This window comes from Acidicapsa dinghuensis, from assembly GCF_025685685.1.
GTDB classification, from domain to species: domain Bacteria; phylum Acidobacteriota; class Terriglobia; order Terriglobales; family Acidobacteriaceae; genus Acidicapsa; species Acidicapsa dinghuensis.
This window is the reverse complement of the sequence record NZ_JAGSYH010000005.1, coordinates 281,351-301,864: the sequence shown is the minus strand read 5'-3', so window position 1 is coordinate 301,864 and position 20,514 is coordinate 281,351. Positions and strand designations below refer to the sequence as shown.

General features: G+C 56.6%; 16 protein-coding genes. 11 read left to right on the top strand and 5 right to left on the bottom strand.

Annotation, left to right across the window (positions count from 1 at the left end; genetic code table 11):
- Nucleotides 1-249: 249 nt before the first annotated feature.
- Nucleotides 250-1,467 (top strand): lipid-A-disaccharide synthase, encoded by a 1,218-nt coding sequence (gene lpxB / locus OHL22_RS16175; RefSeq protein WP_263339551.1) that lies wholly within the window; start codon nt 250-252, stop codon nt 1,465-1,467.
- A gap of 232 nt (nt 1,468-1,699) precedes the next feature.
- Nucleotides 1,700-3,634, top strand: coding sequence for a M1 family aminopeptidase (locus tag OHL22_RS16170; RefSeq protein WP_263339549.1), 1,935 nt, complete (start codon nt 1,700-1,702; stop codon nt 3,632-3,634).
- Between the two features lie 77 nt (nt 3,635-3,711).
- On the opposite strand, the gene OHL22_RS16165 is transcribed toward OHL22_RS16170, so the two are convergent.
- A complete protein-coding gene (locus OHL22_RS16165; RefSeq protein WP_263339546.1) occupies nt 3,712-7,287 on the bottom strand; it encodes an alpha-mannosidase in 3,576 nt (1,191 codons plus the stop codon).
- Nucleotides 7,288-7,358: 71 nt separating this feature from the next.
- Complete coding sequence (locus tag OHL22_RS16160; RefSeq protein WP_263339544.1) at nt 7,359-7,940, bottom strand: hypothetical protein; 582 nt, start codon at nt 7,938-7,940, stop codon at nt 7,359-7,361.
- Nucleotides 7,941-8,114: 174 nt separating this feature from the next.
- On the opposite strand from OHL22_RS16160, the gene OHL22_RS16155 reads away from it, so the two are divergent.
- Nucleotides 8,115-10,121 (top strand): ABC transporter ATP-binding protein, encoded by a 2,007-nt coding sequence (locus OHL22_RS16155; protein ID WP_263339541.1) that lies wholly within the window; start codon nt 8,115-8,117, stop codon nt 10,119-10,121.
- Between the two features lie 58 nt (nt 10,122-10,179).
- Nucleotides 10,180-11,061 carry a CPBP family intramembrane glutamic endopeptidase gene (locus OHL22_RS16150; RefSeq protein ID WP_263339538.1) on the top strand — a complete coding sequence of 294 codons (882 nt, stop codon included), beginning with the start codon at nt 10,180-10,182 and terminating at the stop codon, nt 11,059-11,061.
- Here the strand turns inward: OHL22_RS16150 and OHL22_RS16145 are convergent.
- Nucleotides 11,024-11,794, bottom strand: coding sequence for a CPBP family intramembrane glutamic endopeptidase (locus OHL22_RS16145; RefSeq protein WP_263339536.1), 771 nt, complete (start codon nt 11,792-11,794; stop codon nt 11,024-11,026). The two genes, OHL22_RS16150 and OHL22_RS16145, sit on opposite strands and share 38 nt — an antisense overlap.
- A 148-nt stretch (nt 11,795-11,942) precedes the next feature.
- Between OHL22_RS16145 and hemW the strand changes: the two genes are divergently transcribed.
- The 3 genes from hemW (at nt 11,943) to OHL22_RS16130 (ending at nt 14,780) form a co-directional block, all read left to right on the top strand.
- Nucleotides 11,943-13,193, top strand: a complete 1,251-nt coding sequence (gene hemW / locus OHL22_RS16140) for a radical SAM family heme chaperone HemW (RefSeq protein ID WP_263339534.1) — start codon at nt 11,943-11,945, stop codon at nt 13,191-13,193.
- Between the two features lie 36 nt (nt 13,194-13,229).
- A complete protein-coding gene (locus tag OHL22_RS16135; RefSeq protein ID WP_263339531.1) occupies nt 13,230-14,336 on the top strand; it encodes a threonine aldolase family protein in 1,107 nt (368 codons plus the stop codon).
- 150 nt (nt 14,337-14,486) lie between these two features.
- A complete protein-coding gene (locus OHL22_RS16130) occupies nt 14,487-14,780 on the top strand; it encodes a hypothetical protein (protein WP_263339528.1) in 294 nt (97 codons plus the stop codon).
- 59 nt (nt 14,781-14,839) lie between these two features.
- Here OHL22_RS16130 and OHL22_RS16125 read toward each other — a convergent pair whose 3' ends face one another.
- On the bottom strand, nt 14,840-15,535 hold the full coding sequence (locus tag OHL22_RS16125) for a helix-turn-helix transcriptional regulator (protein WP_263339525.1): 696 nt from the start codon (nt 15,533-15,535) through the stop codon (nt 14,840-14,842).
- A gap of 100 nt (nt 15,536-15,635) precedes the next feature.
- A complete protein-coding gene (locus OHL22_RS16120; RefSeq protein WP_263339522.1) occupies nt 15,636-16,040 on the bottom strand; it encodes a VOC family protein in 405 nt (134 codons plus the stop codon).
- A gap of 187 nt (nt 16,041-16,227) precedes the next feature.
- Between OHL22_RS16120 and OHL22_RS16115 the strand changes: the two genes are divergently transcribed.
- From OHL22_RS16115 to OHL22_RS16100, 4 genes are all read left to right on the top strand, one after another.
- Nucleotides 16,228-17,217: a glycosyltransferase family 2 protein gene (locus tag OHL22_RS16115; protein WP_263339518.1), complete on the top strand. Its 990-nt coding sequence runs from the start codon at nt 16,228-16,230 to the stop codon at nt 17,215-17,217.
- A 168-nt stretch (nt 17,218-17,385) separates the two neighbouring features.
- Nucleotides 17,386-18,810 carry an alpha-L-fucosidase gene (locus OHL22_RS16110; RefSeq protein ID WP_263339516.1) on the top strand — a complete coding sequence of 475 codons (1,425 nt, stop codon included), beginning with the start codon at nt 17,386-17,388 and terminating at the stop codon, nt 18,808-18,810.
- A gap of 52 nt (nt 18,811-18,862) precedes the next feature.
- Nucleotides 18,863-19,432 carry a methyltransferase family protein gene (locus OHL22_RS16105; RefSeq protein WP_263339513.1) on the top strand — a complete coding sequence of 190 codons (570 nt, stop codon included), beginning with the start codon at nt 18,863-18,865 and terminating at the stop codon, nt 19,430-19,432.
- Nucleotides 19,433-19,479: 47 nt separating this feature from the next.
- Nucleotides 19,480-20,448: a quinone oxidoreductase family protein gene (locus OHL22_RS16100; RefSeq protein ID WP_263339511.1), complete on the top strand. Its 969-nt coding sequence runs from the start codon at nt 19,480-19,482 to the stop codon at nt 20,446-20,448.
- Nucleotides 20,449-20,514 lie beyond the last annotated feature (66 nt).

Sequence of the window (20,514 nt, the reverse complement as noted above, 5' to 3'; positions counted from 1 at the left end):
CTGCGGATGTCTTAGACCGGATGGAGTAGTCGCGACCTCGTGACTCGTGGCGTGGCTGAGGGGGATGAATGGAAGATATGCGGGTCAAGATGCTCGCCTGTGAGAGGAGTCAGCGCGTGCCTCGGTTTGAGACAGTGAGCGCACGCCATGTGTATCGGAAAGAGACAGAAAAACTTGAGTTGGTGAGGGGATGGCGCGAGATGAGACGATCGTGTCTTCCGCAGGTTCTACTCTGTAGATAGAGGACCGATGCCCGATCAGAGCCCCACAATCTTCCTCTCGGCAGGAGAAGCCAGCGGTGAACACTACGGTGCCTTGCTGATGGAGGAACTTATTTCCCGATTTGGCTCTAGTGGAATAGAGCCGCGCTTCATCGGGATGGGTGGCAACCGAATGGAAGCGCTGGGGCTGCAGTGCATCGTTCGCAGTGAAGACGTGGCCGTGATGGGGATAACCGAAATTGTCCGGCATTTGCCACAGATTTACCGCGAATACCGGAAGCTCAAATCGGCGATTCAGACACTGCGGCCTGATATCGCTGTCCTGATCGATTTTCCCGACATCCACCTGAAGCTGGCTTCTGAATTTCAGCGTCTAGGCATTCCGGTGATCTTTTTCGTCAGTCCGCAGCTCTGGGCTTGGAAAAAAGGCCGAATTCGCAAAGTGCAGCGGTTTGTAGACCGGATGCTGGTGATTTTCCCGTTTGAAGAGCCGTTTTACCGCGAGCGCAGCGTGGATGCGCGCTACGTCGGCCATCCGCTGGCCGACCTGCCACTTCCGGCGATCACCACGGAGGAATTTGCAAAAGCGAACGGTCTCGACCCGGAACGTACCTGGATCGGGCTGTTGCCCGGCAGCCGGATTAAGGAAATCCGGCTCAATTTGCCGGGAATGCTCGCCTCAGCGCGCTTGCTGCTCAAAAATAACCATGGCTTGCAGTTTGTGCTTCCGCTTGCACCTACGCTGACGGCTATGCAGCGCCAGGAGGCACTCGCCATGGCTGAAGCAGAGGCACAGGCTTTAGGAAAGTTGCCCCTAAAATTTGTAGACGATGCTCGTGCGACGCTCTTCCGTTGCCGCGCCTCGATTGTCGCCAGCGGCACAGCGACGGTGGAAGCAGCCCTGATCGGGAATCCCTTTGTGGTGGTTTACCGGGTTTCGCCGCTCACCTACGCCATCGCTAAGAGGGTAGTAACCGTTCCCCATGTTGCCATGGTCAATCTGGTTGCAGACCAGCGTCTCGTTCCCGAGCTGATTCAGGATGACTTTCACCCGCCTGCTGTCGTCCAAGCATTAGAGCCGCTCCTGGCTGACGGCCCCGCGCGTTCAAAGATGGTTGCAGGTTTAGCCGAGGTAGGTCGCAAGCTTCGCAGCGGGCGTGCAGCGGAAGAGACAGCCATTGGAACAGTGGCCGGGGAAGTACTGGCTATGCTGCAGAACGGGAAACCGGGGATGGCGCAGGTTTAAGCTGGTTTTTATCGGTTATGGCATGGATCGTTGGCATATCTTTCGAGCCGGTACGGTTTACTGGCGAATGTCAGAAGAAGTCGAAGGAACGTTTTCAGGTTTCCGGGCCTCGGCAAACAGGCCGGACAGGACAGCGGCAGAGATGAGCAGGCACAGCAAGTTTTCCATTCGGTGCAGTCGTTTTTTTCAGTTCAGCACGCTTTCATTGGTTCTCGGAACTCTGATTTTTACGTTGCCGGCCGCTGCTCAGTTTTCGCGTACGGCCAATCGCCTCGTTATCACCGGCTACGTAATTGACGCCGAACTGGACACGACTGCTCACCACATTACGGCGACCGCGGTCGTTACCTTTACTGCGCCTGCCTCAGCCGATGAGGTCACGTTTGGCTTTCACCCGGCGCTGAAGCTGACCAAGGTCACGGATGACACGGGTAAAGTCCTGACCGGTGACCGCACCGCGGATGGCAGCATTCGCATTACGCCCGCAACTCCGTTTGTCGACAAGCAGCCTGTGCACTGGACTTTTTCTTACGAAGGCACGATCACCGGCAATGAGGATGGACCGGTTGAGGGACTGAAGCTGGCCGCTATTCAGGAGCCGATCACCTACCTGTTATATCCCGGGCGATGGTTTCCCACGACCGGCTATCAGATCGACCGGTTCACCGCTGAGATGCACATCAAGGTTCCGCAGGGCATGCAGGTGATCGCCAGCGGCAAGATGGGGCAGTCGAAATCGGTGACGCTCTCCAATGGCAAACCAGGGGATGAGTACGATTTCGATTGGAAGAAGCCCGGTTTTCCCGGAACAGTTATCGCGGGGCGGTTTGTCGCGCCGGTATCTCCAATGGGCGCGCCCAATGTGCATGTCTATCTCACCGTGAATCATCAGGCTTCGCGCAACGACCTGGCAGCGACTGCGGCTCGCGAATTTGAGTTCTTCACGCAAAACTTCGGTGAACCCGAGTCTATTCATCTCAACGTCGTCGAAATCCCGGACGACACACTCCCGGCTATGTGGGCTCCTGAAGTGGCTGCAATCATGGGTTCGCGTGTTGCGGATAAATCGGGCATTCGCCTGCTTGCCAACACCATTGCCCATCAATGGTGGGGCTCTGAGGTAAGCCCACAGACCATGAATGACGCCTGGATCACCAATGGCATGTCGCGTTACGCCGAGCTCATGTATGTGGAGGATGAGAACGGTAAGACTGCGATGAGGAACGCCATTGAGGATGTCTCTGCCGGTGCGCTGGCTTATGACACGACGCCACTTTCAAGCGCCGGAAGGCTCAATCCATTCTCGCCAGAGTTCCAGTCGATGACGCTGGAGAAGGGCGCTATGGTCTTCCACATGCTTCGCTGGGAAGTGGGCGACGCCATGTTTAAGAAGATTCTCGTCGGAGCGCTTAGCCAGTACACCGACCGCGGCATGCGTTCGGCAGACTTTGAAAAAGTGGCCGAGGCGCAGAGCCAGCAGAATTTGACTCCGTTCTTTGCGCAGTGGATAGACGGAACCGGCGCGCCGCAGTTTGTGAAGAAATACGCCGTCTACCGGCTGGGCAACAATAAGGGATTCCGCACCATCGGAGAGATCCAGCAGGATCTGGATCTCTTCCGCATGCCGGTTGAACTGCGTGTTGAGACCGATGGCAAAACAGAAATGAAGCGGATCGACGTTGTCGGTTCCGACTCAAATTTTGTCGTCGATACCTTCGGACGTCCACGGCATATACAGATCGATCCGGATGATTGGGTGCTGCAGTCTACGCCCGACTTACAAGTTCGTGTTCAGATTCTCAAGGGGCAACAGCTGGTGGCGCAGGGTGACCTTGCAGGCGCACTGCAGGAGTATCAGAAGGCGCTGCAGGCTAACTCGCAAAGCTCTCTGGCCAGCTATCGCATCGGTGAGGTGCTCTTCGCGCAGCGAAACTACCAGGCCAGCGCCAATGCTTATCGCGATGCTTTGCGTGGCGATGGTGATCCACGTTGGACCGAGGTCTGGAGCCATATTCAGCTTGGCAAGATCTTTGACGTCACCGGCCAGCGGGACCGTGCCGTGAATGAATACCGCCAGGCCGTGCAGACCAATGACAATACGCAGGGCGCAGTAAATGAGGCCCGCCTGTATCTGCAGAAGCCGTATCAGAGACCGGATACAGAGTAGTAATTCCCTCCCCGTAGATTCAGCACAAATAAAGAGGCCCGGAGATGATCCGGGCCTCTTTATTTGATGCGGTCTATCTACTTCAGAGTGTCGTAGAGTGGCTGCGCGGGAGTAACCGCGGGCTCATCCTTTGCCACCGTAATTGCCAGTACGCGGACCTTGTCATTCTCAGGCAGAGTCAGTGTCCTGGTGTGCGGCGGCAGATACACCGGATAGGCAAAGAGGTAGCTGTACTGGTAAGGCTCATTCAAGCCATCTGGCGTGTGATGGTGCGAGACATACCATCCCAGAGTTGCCGGTTTGATAAAGCCAGGGCGAAGACCGAGGTAGTCGTCCGGATAGCTGGGCGACCAGTCTGGTGATCCGCGATAGGTGATATCGGGCCAGGTCGCGTGGTTGGCGGAAACTGCCCAGTCATGCTTCAACTCGACGGTCCGCTCCGGCTGTCCGAAGCGTCCGCCGACCTTGATGCTGTCCGGCTCCGGCTTCCACAACCGTGTATCCCACTGACCGATGAAACCACCCCAGTTTTCGATGTCCAGGGTAGCCGGATTGCTGCCCACGCGGAATGTGGCCTTCTGGTCTCCATCTTCAGAAGCCGCAAGAATATACACCTTGTTGAAGCCCCCTTCAGGCAGTTCGATCTTCTGCCCCTTGGCGACCACTGCGTCCGGTGTCCCGGTCGCCGCATGAGCCAGGTGGAAGTCCGTGCCATTGAAGTGCAGATCGCCGGGCAGCATTTCGGCGGGCAGAGCATCGCCTTTCGAATCGAATCCACCCTGCGAATGCGTGTCGTCATTGCTGGCCGCAGCCAGGTCATAGTTCAGTGTGACCGGTTCGGACTGAACGCTTTCGAGATGAGCTGGAGCCGCGCCAAGCTTTAATGCAAAGGTCAGCGGCTGGTATCCGTTGAAGGAGGCATCAAGCACGCCATCGTTCACGGTAGCGCTGCCAAGCGGCAATTCCTGCCCGTTGATCGCGCGTGCTGATTCAATGGGACCGGCGAACTTCACATGCACATCGGAGGCAGGTTTGCCATCCAGTTCCACCATGCGGATGACAGTCTCGTCGCTCTTCTCAGCTTTCTTGAGGCCGAGGATGCGGATACGAGGATTGTCGACCGTGACGATGGAGAACGACTTGCCCAACGAGCCGGAGTGCTTGCTCGTTTCAAACGAAACCAGCGGAGTGCTCAGGCGATAGCCCTGCCAGTCGGTCTGTCCCTGGCGCCAGTCGCCTTCATGCCCCGCGAGCCCGAAGAGGATCTCGTGGTGACCCCAGTCCTGGTTGAGCTGATCGCTGTAGCCAGGACGGCGGTTAGGGAACTTCGGATCGGGTGGTGGGAAGCCGGGCGTGCGAATGAGCGTGAGACGAATGGTGTGATCGTCGCGCTTATCCGAGCCGTTCTTAACGTCTGTGAGAATTGTCGCGCCGTACGAGCCGCTCTGATCGGTCAGATCGATCCAGTGATGCGAGGCAACCTCGAACTGGCGATCATACGCGGTAGGCCGTTGAATGGTACCGACTTCCCAGTTGTATGTAGCCATGTTGTTGGTTGCCGAAAGCGGGAAGACAGCCTTGAGATTGGACGAAAGAGTCTTCCAATCGATCGACTCGCCAAATTCGACGCGGTTGCCGGCATCACCCGCCGAGAGCCGCACCGTCTGTACGAACTTCGATCCCTTCGTCTCGCGCGAGACTTCGACAGCCACACGCACTGGACCATTCTCGACCACGCGGATTTTTGCTGGGCCAGAGACGTAAGCGGTGGGTTCAGCTTGCTCCTGATCGAAATCCATGTTCCATGCCGGCCATTGTTTCGGCGCATCGTTCATCAGTGCCAGCCGGAAGGGAGCAGAGAGCAGTTCCTTATTGATCTTTTTGTCGAAGATGCTCGTCACATCGCCGTCGGAGTTGATATGAACGCGATAGCGCGCATTCTCAAGCGACGATTCGCTGACGTGCAGCTCCCTAGAGTGCTCTTCTGATGCGGCGGGCTGTATGTCATAAACCGCATAGCCAACCGAAGGCGTCTTGGCGAGGAACAGTACCTTGCCGTCTTCGACCTGCGATGGAGTCGCCTTGCCGTCAGGGCCAATAACCTTGACAGCTTTGGGCGTGCCTCCAGGGAAGGCAACGTGTGCTTCGACAACGTCTTCGCGCGGGATATTAAGCGAGTTGAAGACAACCAGAGGAACGCCGTGCACCTCAGTGTTCATGCCGGAGGCAACCGACTGCGTTGCATCGGTGAAGACATCGGCGAACTGATTCGAGGCGATGATGTCGTCGTTCCACGCGAACTCATAGGCACGCGGTGTAGCGGTCCCTGCGCCCGTGTCGTGGAACTGCCCGCCCATCACCAGGAACCACGCATCATTGAGCCGTTTCTGCGGATAGGGCCTTCCACCCATCCAGCTCGCAGCAACCGATGCTTTTTCCGCCTCGTCGGCGAGAATCTCATTCTTGCGATTCCAGCGCTTGTGATAAGCCTCTGAGGTCAGCGAGCCGGCAGAGTGGTTGATCAGTTCCAGATCGCCCTGGTAGCTTGGCATGCGAGACTGCATGTCCGGTTTGATGTCCAGGAACATCTGGTCTGCTGCTGCTGAGATCACATGCAGCGGGCCGGTGCCCATCTGTACTTCCGGACCTGTGGTCTTGGCGGCCTGGTCCGCATTCGGACCAAAGGCGCTCATGGCGCTGCCGGGAGTTGGCAGCACCGCATCCGTCTTGTCCACCGTGGCTTCCAGCAGCTTCACCGATTCCTCATCCACAGCACCGCCGATATCGCCGGTGCCAACGTAGTGATAGTCGGCGAAAACGCCCGTAGCCTGGCCGTCGATGTTGACGCGCTTCACCCAGTCCTGTTCCTGATTATTCTCAAGGAAGCGGCGCATCTGCGGCGTTGCATCTGGAGGGATGACGACCGGCGGCGGCTCTTTGCTAAGGTCTGTGCGAATCCGGCTGCCGTAGCCACCGGGATTCAGAGCAGCCAAAATCGTTTCGCCATCGGGACCCTTCCAGATGCCTACATTAAAGGGAATGCCCTCTGGCGTCTGTTCGGCAGAATCCGGACCACCAACTTTAGGCGCAGGCTGCCATGCGGCGCTCAGCTTCTGCGTTGAGAAGCCCTTTACGCCTGACGCTGCGAGAATCGTTGGCAAAGAGGCAGGGAAGCCGAAGCAGTCCGGCAGCATATATTCAGCGCTGGCCTTGCCAAATTCATCGCGGAAATAGGTGTTGCCATAGAGCACCTGCCGGAAGATCGACTCGGCGCTGGGCAGGTTCACGTCACCCTCTTCTACCGAAGATCCGGCCGGGTACCAGTTGCCTTTGGCAATATATCCCTTCATGCGCTCGTAGTCGGCGGGGAAATACTCCTTCATCAGCCGGTAACGGTTTGCGCCAGTCCAGTTGAAAACATAGTGGGGATACTTATCGATGTAGTCGAAGTTGACCTTCATCGTTTTCAGCAGGTATTCACTGATAACCTGCGGAAACTCCCAGCGCCATTGCGTATCGAGATGGGCATAGGGAACAACGTAAAGCGTTGGCTCCTTTGTTATATCTGGAGCTTGCATTGTCTGAGACGGGGCATTCGCGGCGAACGAGATCGCGAGGGCCAGGACGGGGAATATCCGCGAACGGCGCATCATGATTATCTCCGAGTGGAAACGATACCATACCAGTGCAAAGGCTGAGAATTAAATTCAGGTTTACCCGGGTTTTACGGCGTATTCGGCTTTCCACCAGCCGGGCTGGGATAGGCCTTTTCGACGTCATATTTCAACTGCTGGAGCAGAAATAAACTGGGGGCAAGTAGCCCGTTGTCCATCTGCGATCTCCAGATCGGTCCTTTGAGTTTGCCGTCTTGCCCAAGCGTGTAAACCCGCAGTTCATCTTTCTCGCGTTCCGTATCGGCAGGATTTGTCGCACTGCTTTGCGATGCGTCTGCCGGATTCTGGATTGGAGTGCGGCCAGGAACCGGTCCGGTACTGGGCGAGTTGCCCGGAAAGCTGCGGCCGTTAATATATTGGCCTCGATATACGACCACGATCAGGTCTGCATCCACACGAGCGCTAGCCAGGGAATAACGACCCCAATCTTGAATTCCATCCTGCATATCCAGAATGGCGTCACGCTGGTCGCGGTTCAGGCGCAGGTCGGTCAGGTCCCCGTAGCGAGACTCGACGAAGACTGTTTTCGCCTTCTCGAACTGTTCTGGAAGACCCGGTTTCTTGGATTTCGCCTGCGAGATTGCAGCGCCGGTGAAGACAATCAGTAGCAGGACCAGCAGCTTGCGTAACATTGCATCTCCACCAGAGGGTAGCCAAATGAGAAGAAGCGTCGACGGAAGCATCAAATAGCACAATAAGCATACGCTTGACGTTTCAGTTCTGCTTTACTCCTGCGTCGAATCACCCTTAACCTCACCGCTACAATAGGACTGTATCCAGTTGCCGGAAAAAACCATCCAAAATACATGGCCGACGAGAAAAATAAGCCCAAACGAGCCGACGACGAGATTAGCGGCAAAACCTATGACGCGCGGCTGATGCGGCGTCTCGCCGGGTATCTCGGGCCGTATCGAATTCAGGCGACGGTCTCGGTCATCGCAGTCATCCTCAAAGCGGGTTCGGATGTCGTCGGCCCTTATCTCGTTAAAGTAGGCCTGGACCGCTATCTGACCCAGCGTGCAGCTACTGCGGGCGTTGCCAGCAGCAACTGGCTCGGCTCGCGGCTCAGCAATGATCCATACGTAGGCCTCGGCCAGCTTGCAGCGATGTATCTGGGCGCCCTGCTGCTCGCCTATGCCTTTGAGTTCACGCAAACCTACCTCATGCAGTGGACCGGCCAGAAGGTGATGTTTGACCTGCGCAGCGAAATCTTTCGCCACATGCAGCGCATGCACATCGGCTTTTTTGACAATCACGCCGTTGGCCGGCTGGTGACTCGGCTTACGTCCGACGTAGACGCCATCAATGACATGTTCACCTCGGGCGTGCTGTCGATGATCGATGATCTCTTCGCGCTCTCCATCATGGTCATCGTGATGCTCAACATGAACTGGCGGCTCGCACTGCTGACTCTGAGCGTGCTGCCGGTCATCGTTCTAGTCACGCATCTGTTTCGCAAAAGCGTGCGTGAGAGCTACCGCCGCGTGCGTGCTGCTATCGCCCGCATCAACAGCTTTACCCAGGAACACATCAGCGGCATGAGCGTAGTGCAACTCTTTAACCGCGAAGAGCGCGCCTTTAAAGACTTCACTGCCGTCAATGAGCAGCACATGGTCGCGTTCAAAGACACAATCTTCGCTTACGCGCTCTATTACCCTGCTGTCGAAATTCTTTCTTCTATCGCCATCGCCTTCATCGTCTGGCGCGGCGGCTTTGGTGTCATCAATGGCGCAGTCACCATCGGCGTTCTGGCGGCGTTTACGCAATACTCGCAGCGCTTCTTCCGCCCCATCATGGATCTCAGCGAGAAGTTCAACATCCTGCAGGCAGCCATGGCCGCCTGCGAACGCATCTTCAAGCTGCTCGATACCCCCGCCGAGATCGTTTCTCCCGTCGAGACCAAAGCTGGTGACGCCAGCAACCGCATCGAGTTCCGCAACGTCTGGTTCACCTATCAGCTACTAGCGGAAGAACAAAGAGCGCAAATAGCATCAGCAAGCGCATCCGAGCTTGCTGCGATGAACGATATTGAGTGGATTCTCAAAGATGTCAGCTTCACCATCGAGCCTGGACAAACAGTCGCGATTGTTGGCCACACGGGCGCGGGCAAGACTACGTTGACAGGGCTGATGATGCGCTTCTATGACGTAACACGCGGCGGCATCTATCTCGACGGAATCGACCTGCGTGAGCACGATCTGAATACACTACGCCGCCATTTCGCCGTCGTATTGCAGGACCCTTTTCTCTTTACCGGCACGATTGCTGAAAACATCCGGCTGGGCGAAGCGGAGATTACAACAGAGCAGATGGCTTCAGCGGCAAAAGACGTCAATGTGCTTGAGTTTGTCGAAAGTTTGTCCAATGGCTTTGAAGAACCCGTGATCGAGCGCGGCAACTCGCTTTCGACCGGGCAGAAACAGCTCATCAATTTCGCCCGCGCTCTGGCGTATGATCCGCGCATCCTGATTCTTGACGAAGCCACGTCGAGCGTCGATACCGAAACAGAGCAGAAGATTCGCCTCGCGCTTGAGCGCATGGTTGAGGGACGCACCTCGGTCCTCATCGCGCACCGCCTCTCCACTGTGCAGCGCGCCGACATCATTCTCGTCATGCACAAGGGTCAGTTGCGCGAGATGGGTTCGCATCAGCAGTTACTCGCACAGCGCGGCATCTACTGGAAGCTGTATCAGCTTCAATACAAGGATCAGGAAGTTGCCAGTGCGTCGATCTCGATCGGCCCTGCGGTTGGTTCGGGATTGGTCGCCGGGCTTGCTCCCGAACTGGCTTCCGGGGCGAAGATCGGAAGCTGATTGCACTGGAAGCACAATCCTGCATCTCAACAGTTGAGCTTTGTCCATACACTGAAGAGTGGAATACCTCACTGTTCCAATCATCCTTGCAGCGCTTGTCACGCTCGCCCCGTATTTTGCAATCGCGTTCTGGGGTAATTCAGTAACACGCTCAGTGCAACGTTGGCCGATCTTGCTGCGCGTTCTGCTCCCTGCGGTGCTTTGCATCCCCTATCTGTTGGTCAGCATTTCAGCCGAGAGATTCCAATGGCAGTGGCTCGCTCTTTATGCGGTGCTTCCTGTTGCGATCGCCTTTCTGCTCACGCAGGCGCGTGGCATCGATGTGCACAAACGAGGCAATTGGCGGGACTGGCTCGTCCTGGTTCCGTTGGGCCTCGCTGTTGATTTGCGCTGGTTCGAAGCTGCATGGCCTGCGCACCTTGCCGTCTTCAACAAAATCATTCTGCTCGATGCCGGCATGTATGGCTTCATCGTTTTGCGCGAACTGGAAGGCGTTGGGGCCGATCTCCGCATCCGCCTACGCGATCTTTGGCCTGGGCTGCGTGAGTTTCTCTTCTACACCCCCATCGCGATCACGCTCGGACTAAGCATGGGATTTCTGCACTGGCACGCCGTCTGGTCCACACCATGGTGGTTTGCTGGTGCGTGGATCTTCACTTTCCTCTTTATAGCTGTTCCTGAAGAGCTCTTCTTTCGTGGATGGATGCAGAATCTTATGGAGCGGCGCATCGGCCGTCTTCCGGCCCTTCTTTTGACCTCAATATTGTTTGGTTTGTCGCACTGGAACAAGCGCACAACCGGTTTTAACTGGCAATATGTGGCGCTCGCGGCACTGGCCGGTATCTTTTACGGTCGCGCGTGGAGGCAAAATCGGAGAGTCGCGGCATCTGCCATCACCCACGCTACGGTCGATACGGTATGGTCGATCTGGCTCCACTAGTCGGCTCGGGCTCCGGCCGCGAATGCGCGTGTGGCCGGTAGGTCATGTATCCATAACCTACGCGCATATTGTGATCAGCCCGGCCCGGAATCGTGAGCGCGATACAGATGCCGAGAATGGCGTGCGCGATAGCCGGCATGTAGAAATTGCGATAAGCAAGAAACGTAGCGCATGCGACCATGCCCCATATCATCGTCAATGGGGCCAGCACAGGATTGGGCAAATGCGTAATTGCAAAGCAGCATGCAGTGGCGGATACTGCCATCCACTGCTTGGGCAACAGGCGCGTCAGGCGTAGCAGGAAAAAGTTGAGCAGCACAAATTCCTGCAGAAAAGACCAGAGGGCATAAAGCCAGAATCGTTCAAAGAACACGTGTGGAGTCCGAGGAATGCGCAGCATGCCCGCACGATGCGAAAAATAGATGGCGAGTGCAGAAAGTGCGATGGACACCAGGGGAATCCATAAGGCTCGCCAGAAGTGCGCGACGCGATATCCCATGGCGAGTACGCCGTCAAACGAACGCCATGTAGATAGAGTGATCCACATCAAAGCGGCATAGGACAGCCATCGTTGATACGGCATCGCTGTCCAGACAGCTGCTAGAATCAGGCCAAACGCAACTGCGAATTCGATCAGATCGCGTGCGAATCTCGCATCTTGTACCTTGCCTCCCGTTTCCTGCCTGGACTGGCCTACGGAAGGCAAAACTGGAGGTAGATCAATTGCCGCCATCGGATTGAGCCGTCTCCATAATCAGAATGGACGCAGAATTCCCGTACCCGGAATATTTGTTCCGTTCGAAACAATTCTGCGTTCGTTGCAGGCCTTTTTGAGGAATCAATCTATGCCTGTGTCTGAGTAGATGAGAAAATAAGAGGGGATGGCAGCTTCACTCAGGCAAACTTCGGGGCTTTATTTTTCCGTTCCATTCTGCCGGTCAAAGTGTACCTACTGCAATTTCGCTTCGGGCGTTTATCCGGCTTCGGAGCATAGTAAGTACGTTGACCGCCTTGTCTCCGATCTCAGTGCCGCGCCGGCATGGGCACGGTCGATGCAAGTCACGCTTTCTCGGCAGGTGGATACGGTCTATTTCGGCGGCGGCACGCCGAGCCTGCTGTCAGGCGATCATTTCCGGCAGATTTTCCGCGCGATTCGCAATGAGTTTATGTTGACTCGCGACGCAGAGATCACAGTGGAGTGTGCTCCTGGGCAGTTAAGCGACGCCACACTGGGCGCGATGGTTGAGGTTGGTGTCAATCGCGTCAGTCTCGGTGTACAGTCCTTCATCGATGAAGAGGCGCATCGCAGCGGTCGGCTGCATTCCCGGGCGCAGGTGCTCGATGATCTACACCGTCTGCGCAGTGCAGGCATCAACAATCTGAACCTGGACCTGCTTGCCGGACTTGCCGGGCAGACGCTCCAATCCTGGCGCGAATCACTGTCGGTTCTGATCGATACCGGCGTTCCGCATGCCAGCGTTTACATGCTTGAGATTGACGAAGAATCGAGGCTCGGCAGGGAATTGCTCTCCGGCGGTGCACGTTACGGCGCGGAGCTGGTGCCAAGCGACGATGCGATTGTGCAGATGTACGAAGAATCCGTGGAAGCCTTGTCCGAGGCTGGCCTGAAGCAGTACGAAATATCGAACTTTGCGCAGCCCGGCCGGGAATCAGCGCATAATCTCCGTTACTGGCAGCGCAAGCCTTACCTCGGAATCGGCCTGGATGCCAGCTCGATGCTGCCTGCAGAGGATGGCTCTGTCCTGCGCGCCGCCACAACTGCGGATCTCGACGAATTTCTTAAGCATTCGGACAGACAGGAGCCGATCATCGAAACCTCATGGCTGGGGCCAACGCAGCAGATTGAGGAAGCGTGGTTTTTGGGCCTCCGGCGCAATGCCGGGGTCTCTTTTGCCGCACTGCGCAAAGAGTTTGGAGCGGAAGCTGCAGACCCATCGATTGCCATCGCGCGACGCCTCGCAGACGAGGGGTTACTTTCAATCCAACGTGGTAAAGCAGCTCTTACGTCTCGCGGACGATTGATTTCCAATAATGTCTTTGCTGAATTTCTCGGTCTGGGCCGAGGCTGGTCCGTCGAAGAAGAAGATTGCGCCGAAGCCGTCGCGCATTAATTAAACTGCTCTTTTCATCTTTCTGAGGAGCATTCTGTGGCATACAGCGGTTCTGCCGAAGCACCTTCCTTTGATTCTTCCAGCCTGATTGACCTGCGCAGTGATACCGTCACCCGCCCCACCTCGGCCATGCGCGCCGCGATGGCTGCTGCTGAAGTAGGCGACGACATCTACGGCGAAGACCCGACCATTAATCGCCTCGAAGCCCGCGCGGCGGAGATTTTTGGTCGCGAAGCCGCCGTCTTTGTTCCCAGTGGAACCATGGGTAACCAGATCGCGCTGCGCCTGCACACGCGGCCCAATCAGGAGATTATCTGCGAGTCGCGTGCCCACATCCTCGATTGGGAGATGGCGATGGCGGCAACCTTTTCCGGATGCCTGATTCGCGCCGTTGCTTCTCCGGCAGGCTACCTCACGTGGGAACAGATTGCTCCGGTTGTGCATGCAAAAGGGAGCACATTTTCCGCCGCCACCGGTCTGATCGAGCTCGAAAACACAGCGAATCTGGCCGGTGGTATCGTCATCCCCTTGCCCGTGATGGAAGAGGTCCTTCACGAAGCCCACAAGCGCAATCTGCCGGTGCATCTTGACGGCGCACGCATCTTCAACGCCGCGACCACGTTGGGCGGCGACATATTCGAGAATGTTCGTACTTTAACTCGCAGCTTCGACACGGTCATGTTCTGCCTGTCAAAAGGCTTGTGCGCGCCGGTCGGCTCCATGCTGGTGGGTAGTAAAGATGCGATCGATGAAGCCCGTGTCTACCGCAAAGCTCTCGGTGGCGCCATGCGCCAGGCCGGCGTGCTTGCGGCAGCCGGTCTGATTGCTTTGGAAGAAATGACCCTGCGTTTGCATGAAGACCACGCCAATGCAAAGTTGCTGGCTGAGTCTCTCGCCAAACTGCCTGAAGTGCAGATCGATCCGGCAACCGTCGAGACGAACATCGTGATCTTCAACCTGAATAACCGCTCCGCTGCCGAGGTCACTTCCGGGCTCAAGGCGCGTGGCGTGCTTGCCGGAGCAACAGGGCCGAAGTCCGTTCGACTGGTAACGCATCATGATGTCGATCGAAACGCCTGCTTGAGGGCAGCAGAGATTCTTGGGGAAGTGCTTGAGGATGCAGCGGTTGCAGCCCGATCTTAGGTCGCGTATGCGGCTTTGGCGCAGAATTCACAGCATTTCCATCTTCTCGCGCAACTAAACGGTGGCATAAGACGTTCAAGGGAGCAAGAGCCTTAGCCCAAACTGGACGGATCAGGGGCGGGCAATATTCATCAGGAGGAATCGCTCGTCGTGAAGAAATTTCTTCCAACATTGATTTTGGCTGCAGCGCTGCTCCCTGCCGCTTCTTCTTTTGCGCAGGTTGTCGTCCGTGTAGGACCGCCCGCCCCGATCGTTGAAAGACGTCCTGTGGCCCCCGGCCCGGGTTTTGTCTGGATTGACGGCTATCACCGCTGGGATGGTGCCCGCTATGTTTGGGTGCCGGGCCGTTGGGATCGGCCGCCACGTCCGCACGCGCGTTGGGTACCGCATCGCTGGGAGCACCGTCATGATGGCTGGGTGCTTGTCGAAGGACACTGGAGATAGTTCACTTCTATCGGATCAGCAGGAGCGAGGCTACGGCCTCGCTCTTTTGTTCCTGGCGCTTAATCCTTTTCTGCTTGCTTGATCTTTGCCAGGAAATCTTCGTACCGCTGTCCTGATTCCTGAGTAAAAGTCTCTTCCAGAATGCGTAGATTCTGAAAACGATCGGCTCGGAAACTCCGAAAATCGACTCGCATCTCGCACCACGCCACCAGAGTCCAGACTCTACCCCAGAAGAGCAGCGCCAACGGGCGCAGCCTTCGGTCTGTAACCTGTCCTTTTTCATCGCGATAGCAGACTTCGATCTTGCGGGAACCATCAATCGCCGCACGCAGATGCTCAAGCGTTTCGCGGGTCGAACTGACGGTGCTCAGCGCCACGCTCGGTACATAGAGCCGCACCGCGTCAATGCGGTCGCGCAGCCCGCTCGTCAGCACAGCTTCAATCTTTCGCAGGGCATCGTTCGCGGCAGCGGCCAGATCCGGATCTCCCCAGGTCGCCACCATTCGGCTGCCGAGGACTAACGCCGTGATTTCGCGAGGGTTAAACATCAGAGGTGGCAGGTCGTAGTCGCGGCGCAGGGTATAGCCGACGCCAGCTTCGCCCATGATCGGGACACCGGAGAGTTGTAGATCCTGCACATCGCGATAAACCGTGCGCTCCGAAACCTGCAGCTTCTGCGCCAGGCTGCGGGCAGTTTGCAGCCTGCCGGCACGTAATAGTTGAACGATTCGAAAAAGCCGGTCGGCGCGGCGCATGAGGGCATCCTACCGCAATCGGTCGTAAAAGTTGGGATTCGCAAAGAAATCCCGCCCTTCGCAACAGCTCCAAAAGGCGGGATCCAGAGGAAAAAATTGCTTAAAACGTGGCATGAAGACCTACACGATTGCCATCCAGATCGCGAAACTGCGCAATCCAGCCCATGCCACCCGGTAACTGCGCCACTTCCTGCAGTACCTCGCCGCCGGCCGCCTTGGCCCGCTTCAGCACGCCGTCGATGTCACCATCGCAGTTGAGATATACGACAGTCCCATCAGTTGAAGGACTGACCGAGGACATTTCCGCCAGCGCGCCAGTGACGGCCTCGTCGCTGGTTCGGGGAAACATCGCAATTCGAGGGAACCTGGCATCGGTTTTCAGATCCGTGCCAAAGGCGATTTCGTAGAACTCCGTCGCTCGTTCGAGATTGGTGACAGGCAGTTCAAACCAGACCATGTTGTTGGCCCGGCGGGTTTTAACGGGTTCGGTCATCAGGGTAGTCATCGTTTTCTCCGGGCGCGAAGTGTCACGCTTGAAAACTATCTTGCCCTACCCCTGCTGACAGCATTGTGTCAGTAGGTTTCCGATGCAGAATAAATGGTCGCCAGATTGTCCCTCAGCTACTGATTTATCTTGTTCTGATCATTTCGATTGACGCCTTTTTTATCTATGCAACATCTATACTTGGTATATGCCGAAGTACTCTATTGTTGTCCCTTTCCACAATGAAGAAGAGAATGTAACCCAGCTCTACGCCCGCCTCAAGTCCGTAATGGAACAGGTCGGCGACAGTTTCGAGTTGGTTCTTGTGGACGACGGATCCAGCGACCGCACCTATAAGCTCCTTGAAGAGATCGCTGCAGTCGACAGCCGTGTGCTGGTCGTTAAACTCCGCCGCAACTTCGGCCAGACCTCAGCTCTCGCCGCGGGCTTTGATAATGCCTCGGGCGACTTCATTATCGCCATGGACGGCGATCTGCAGCACGACCCCAACGAGATTCCCAACTTTATCGAGAAGCTGGACGAGGGTTACGACGTAGTCTCCGGCTGGCGTAAGGAGCGCATCGACAACTTCGTCATGCGCCGCATTCCCTCCCGCTGTGCCAACTGGCTGATGGCCAAGCTCTCGGAAGTGGATATTCACGATTTCGGCACTACATACAAGGCCTACCGCCGCGAGATCATTCACAATATTCCGCTTTATGGCGAGATGCACCGCTTCATTCCGGCGCTAGCCGCCTGGTACGGCGCCTCGATTTGCGAGATTCCGATCAAGAACGTGATGCGCCAGCGCGGCAAGAGCCACTACGGCATCGGCCGCACCTTCCGCGTCTTCTTCGATCTGTTGACCATCCGCTTCCTGCTCAAGCATATGAGCCGTCCGCTGCATTTCTTCGGCGGATTCGGGGCACTCGGCATCGTTACCGGTTGCTTCTTTTCGCTCTTCCTGTTGCTCACCAAGCTGATCAATCCCCATCAGAACGTGATGGATCAGCATGGCCCGCTCTTCGTTGTCGCCGCTGTGCTCATCGTCGCCGGCATCCAGATGCTGGCCATCGGCCTGCTAGGTGAACTGCAGGTGCGCCACTACCACACCGGCAGCCATCGCGCGCCCTATGCTATCGATCGTCTTGTTCGCCTGCGCGCACCGGAAGAGCCGAGCCTGCTTTCCGGCAGCTGATCTCAAACAGCATTTCGATCAAAAGCCTCGCACATTGCGAGGCTTTTCCATTTCTAGGGAGGTTCGAGCCGGCCCTTCTGAGGTCAATATGTAAAACATTCATTCCATCATGTAGAATTTGGTGCGCCAACCGGAATCAGTTTTAATCCAATCGGAAAGGTTGAACGCGTGCCATACAAGTCTCTGAAAGTCCTGCTTCCCATCGCACTGGGAGTTGCCTTCTCTGCCTGCTCCATCGCCCAGGAAAAGCACTACGAGCCCACCATCGAATCACTCGATTCACATCCTCTGCCGCAGTGGTACGCAGATGCCAAGCTGGGCATATTCATCCACTGGGGACTGTATTCCGTTCCGGGCTGGGCTCCGGTCAACCATCCCGATCACGACTTTGGGACCAGCGATTATGCAAAATACAATCCCTACGCCGAGTGGTACTACAACACGGTTCGCATCGCCGGTTCACCCACAGAGCAGTACGACCGTGAGCACTACGGCCCTGATCACAACTACTACGATTTCAAGACCACGTTCAACGAGAAGATCAAGTCCTGGGATCCGGCGAAGATGGCTGCCATCTTTCGTGACGCCGGCGCGAAGTATGTTGTGCTGACCACGAAGCATCACGAGGGATTCACGCTGTGGCCGAGCAAGGTGCGAAACATCAATCAGCCGGGCCTGCATGCGTCGCGCGACATAGTCGGCGAACTCACCGAAGCTGTGCGCGCAGATGGCATGAAGATGGGACTCTACTACTCCGGCGGCTTCGACTGGACCTTTAACCGCGGCCCGATCGAGGATGGTCAGGATGGCGAAGCCACGAAGCCTGAGACCAAAGCCTATGGCGATTACGCCTTCGATCAGGCTGAGGAACTGATTCGCCTGTACCACCCCGCGGTCTTGTGGAATGACATCGATTGGCCTAAGACAGGCCGTCCACTGCAGCTGATGGCCGACTACTACAACGCGATCCCTGACGGCGTTTTGGATGACCGCTTCGGCGTGCCGCACTCCGACTTCACCTCACCCGAATATTCAAAGCTCGATCAGATCAGCCCCAAGAAGTGGGAAGAGTGCCGCGGCCTTGGACTGTCGTTTGGTATCAATCGCGCCGAAGACGAAAAGCAGACGATCGCCCCGCAGGACCTGATTGAGTTGCTTGTCGACATCGTGAGCAAGAACGGTAACCTGCTTCTCGACGTAGGGCCAGAAGTAGACGGCAGCATTCCAGCCATTCAGATGGACCGCCTGGAAAAGCTGGGTGCGTGGCTCAAGCAGAACGGCGATGCCATCTACGGTACCAAGCCCTGGACACGCGCCAACGGCACCACCAATCAGGTCACGTCAGAAGGCAAGCCCGTCGATCTGCGCTTCACGCAGAAAGATGGCCATCTCTACGCCACACTTTTCGGTAAGCCGACAGGCTCGACCATCCTTCTGCACAACGTAACGGCCGCTCCGGGTTCGGAGATATCCCTGCTCGGCGACGCGGGCGCCCTGAAGTGGAAGCAGAAAGAAGCGGATCTCGAAGTGACGTTGCCATCAACTTTGCCAGGCAACTATGCCTACGTGTTGAAGCTGGACCCTGCAAAATAGAGAAAGGGAACCGGCTTCTGCCGGCCCCCGTATACGGGCTTCAGGAGCCGGCATGTCTCTCTCGCTTTTCGGGCAGATTCTCTACTATGTATGGATTGGTTCAGAAGTTGCAATCGCCATCGGTACGCGCACGCGCCACTCGAGTGGCAATGTGCGCGATCGCGGCACACTCTATCTGCTCTGGGTGGTCATTCTCGCATCGATGACCGCCGGCAGCTGGTTCTCAGAGGCGTCGCGCATCGGCTTCTTTCACAATGCGTATTGGCTGCGCATCCTTACGCTCGGCCTGCTCATCACCGGCCTCGCTATCCGCTGGACAGCTGTCATCACATTGGGCAGATCCTTCAGCTCCAACGTTGCGATTCATGCAACGCAAACCGTGATGAAAACTGGCCTCTATCGCTGGATGCGCCATCCCTCCTACACCGGCCTTATCCTTATCTTCCTTGCCGCGGGCCTGCATACGCACAACTGGATTGGGTTCCTTATCATCACCATTCCCACAACCGCCGCGCTGCTCTATCGCATCCACGTTGAAGAGACCGCTCTGCGCGAGCACTTCGGCGAGGAATACATCGCCTACAGCCGCGAGACAAGACGCCTCATTCCCGGCATATATTGACCGGCATTGATCTCCATTCCATTTCGCCGGAGTATCCTGAAGCTGCTATGAACGCTATCCAGATGCACAAAACCGGCGGCCCAGAAGTGCTTGAGCTCGTCGATCTTCCGATTCCAGTTCCCGGTCCGGGGCAGGTGCTGATTAAGATTGCAGCCACCGGTGTCAACTTCATCGAAACCTACGTACGCGAGGGTCGCTATAAGGCTCCTCTGCCGCTGGTACCTGGTACCGAAGCTGCGGGTGTTATTGAAGCCGTCGGTGAAGGCGTTGATTCCTTCAGGGCTGGTGACCGCGTCGCTTCTACCTCCGTGCAAGGCAGCTATGCCGAGTATGCTTTGGTTCCTGCTTCCGCGCTCGTCAAGGTACCCGATGACGTCGACCTCAAACTCGCTGCGGCAGCGATCCTTCAGGGCATGACCGCGCACTATCTCGTTCATTCCACCTATCCGCTCAAAAAGGGCGAAACAGCATTGATTCACGCCGCCGCCGGTGGCACAGGATGCCTGCTCGTTCAGATGGCGCACCACGCCGGTGCTCGCATTATCGCGACAGTATCCAGCGATGAAAAGGCAGAGATAGCTCGCTCTGCTGGTGCGGATGAAGTGATCAAATACACCGAAGTTGATTTCGAAGCCGAGACAAAGCGCCTGACCGACGAGCATGGTGTCGATGTCGTTTACGACTCGGTGGGCAAAACTACTTTTGAGAAATCGCTCAATTGCCTACGCCCACGCGGCATGATGGTTCTCTTCGGTGGATCGAGCGGTGCAGTGCCGCCCTACGACCTCATCCAGTTGTCAACGCATGGTTCGCTCTACGTCACGCGCCCAACGCTTAAGGACTACATCGCGACCCCCGAAGATCTTCGTCATCGCGCAGGTGATGTCTTCCGCTGGATCGAAGAAGGCAAGCTTCACGTACGCATGCCGCATTTGTATCCTTTGGCCGATGCTGCGCAGGCGCAGATCGATCTCGTCGGCCGCAAGACCACCGGCAAACTGCTCATCATTCCCTGATCATGCTGTCTTGTTCACTCTAGGATAGTCATCCTGAGCGAAGCGAAGGATCTGTTTTTGGCATTG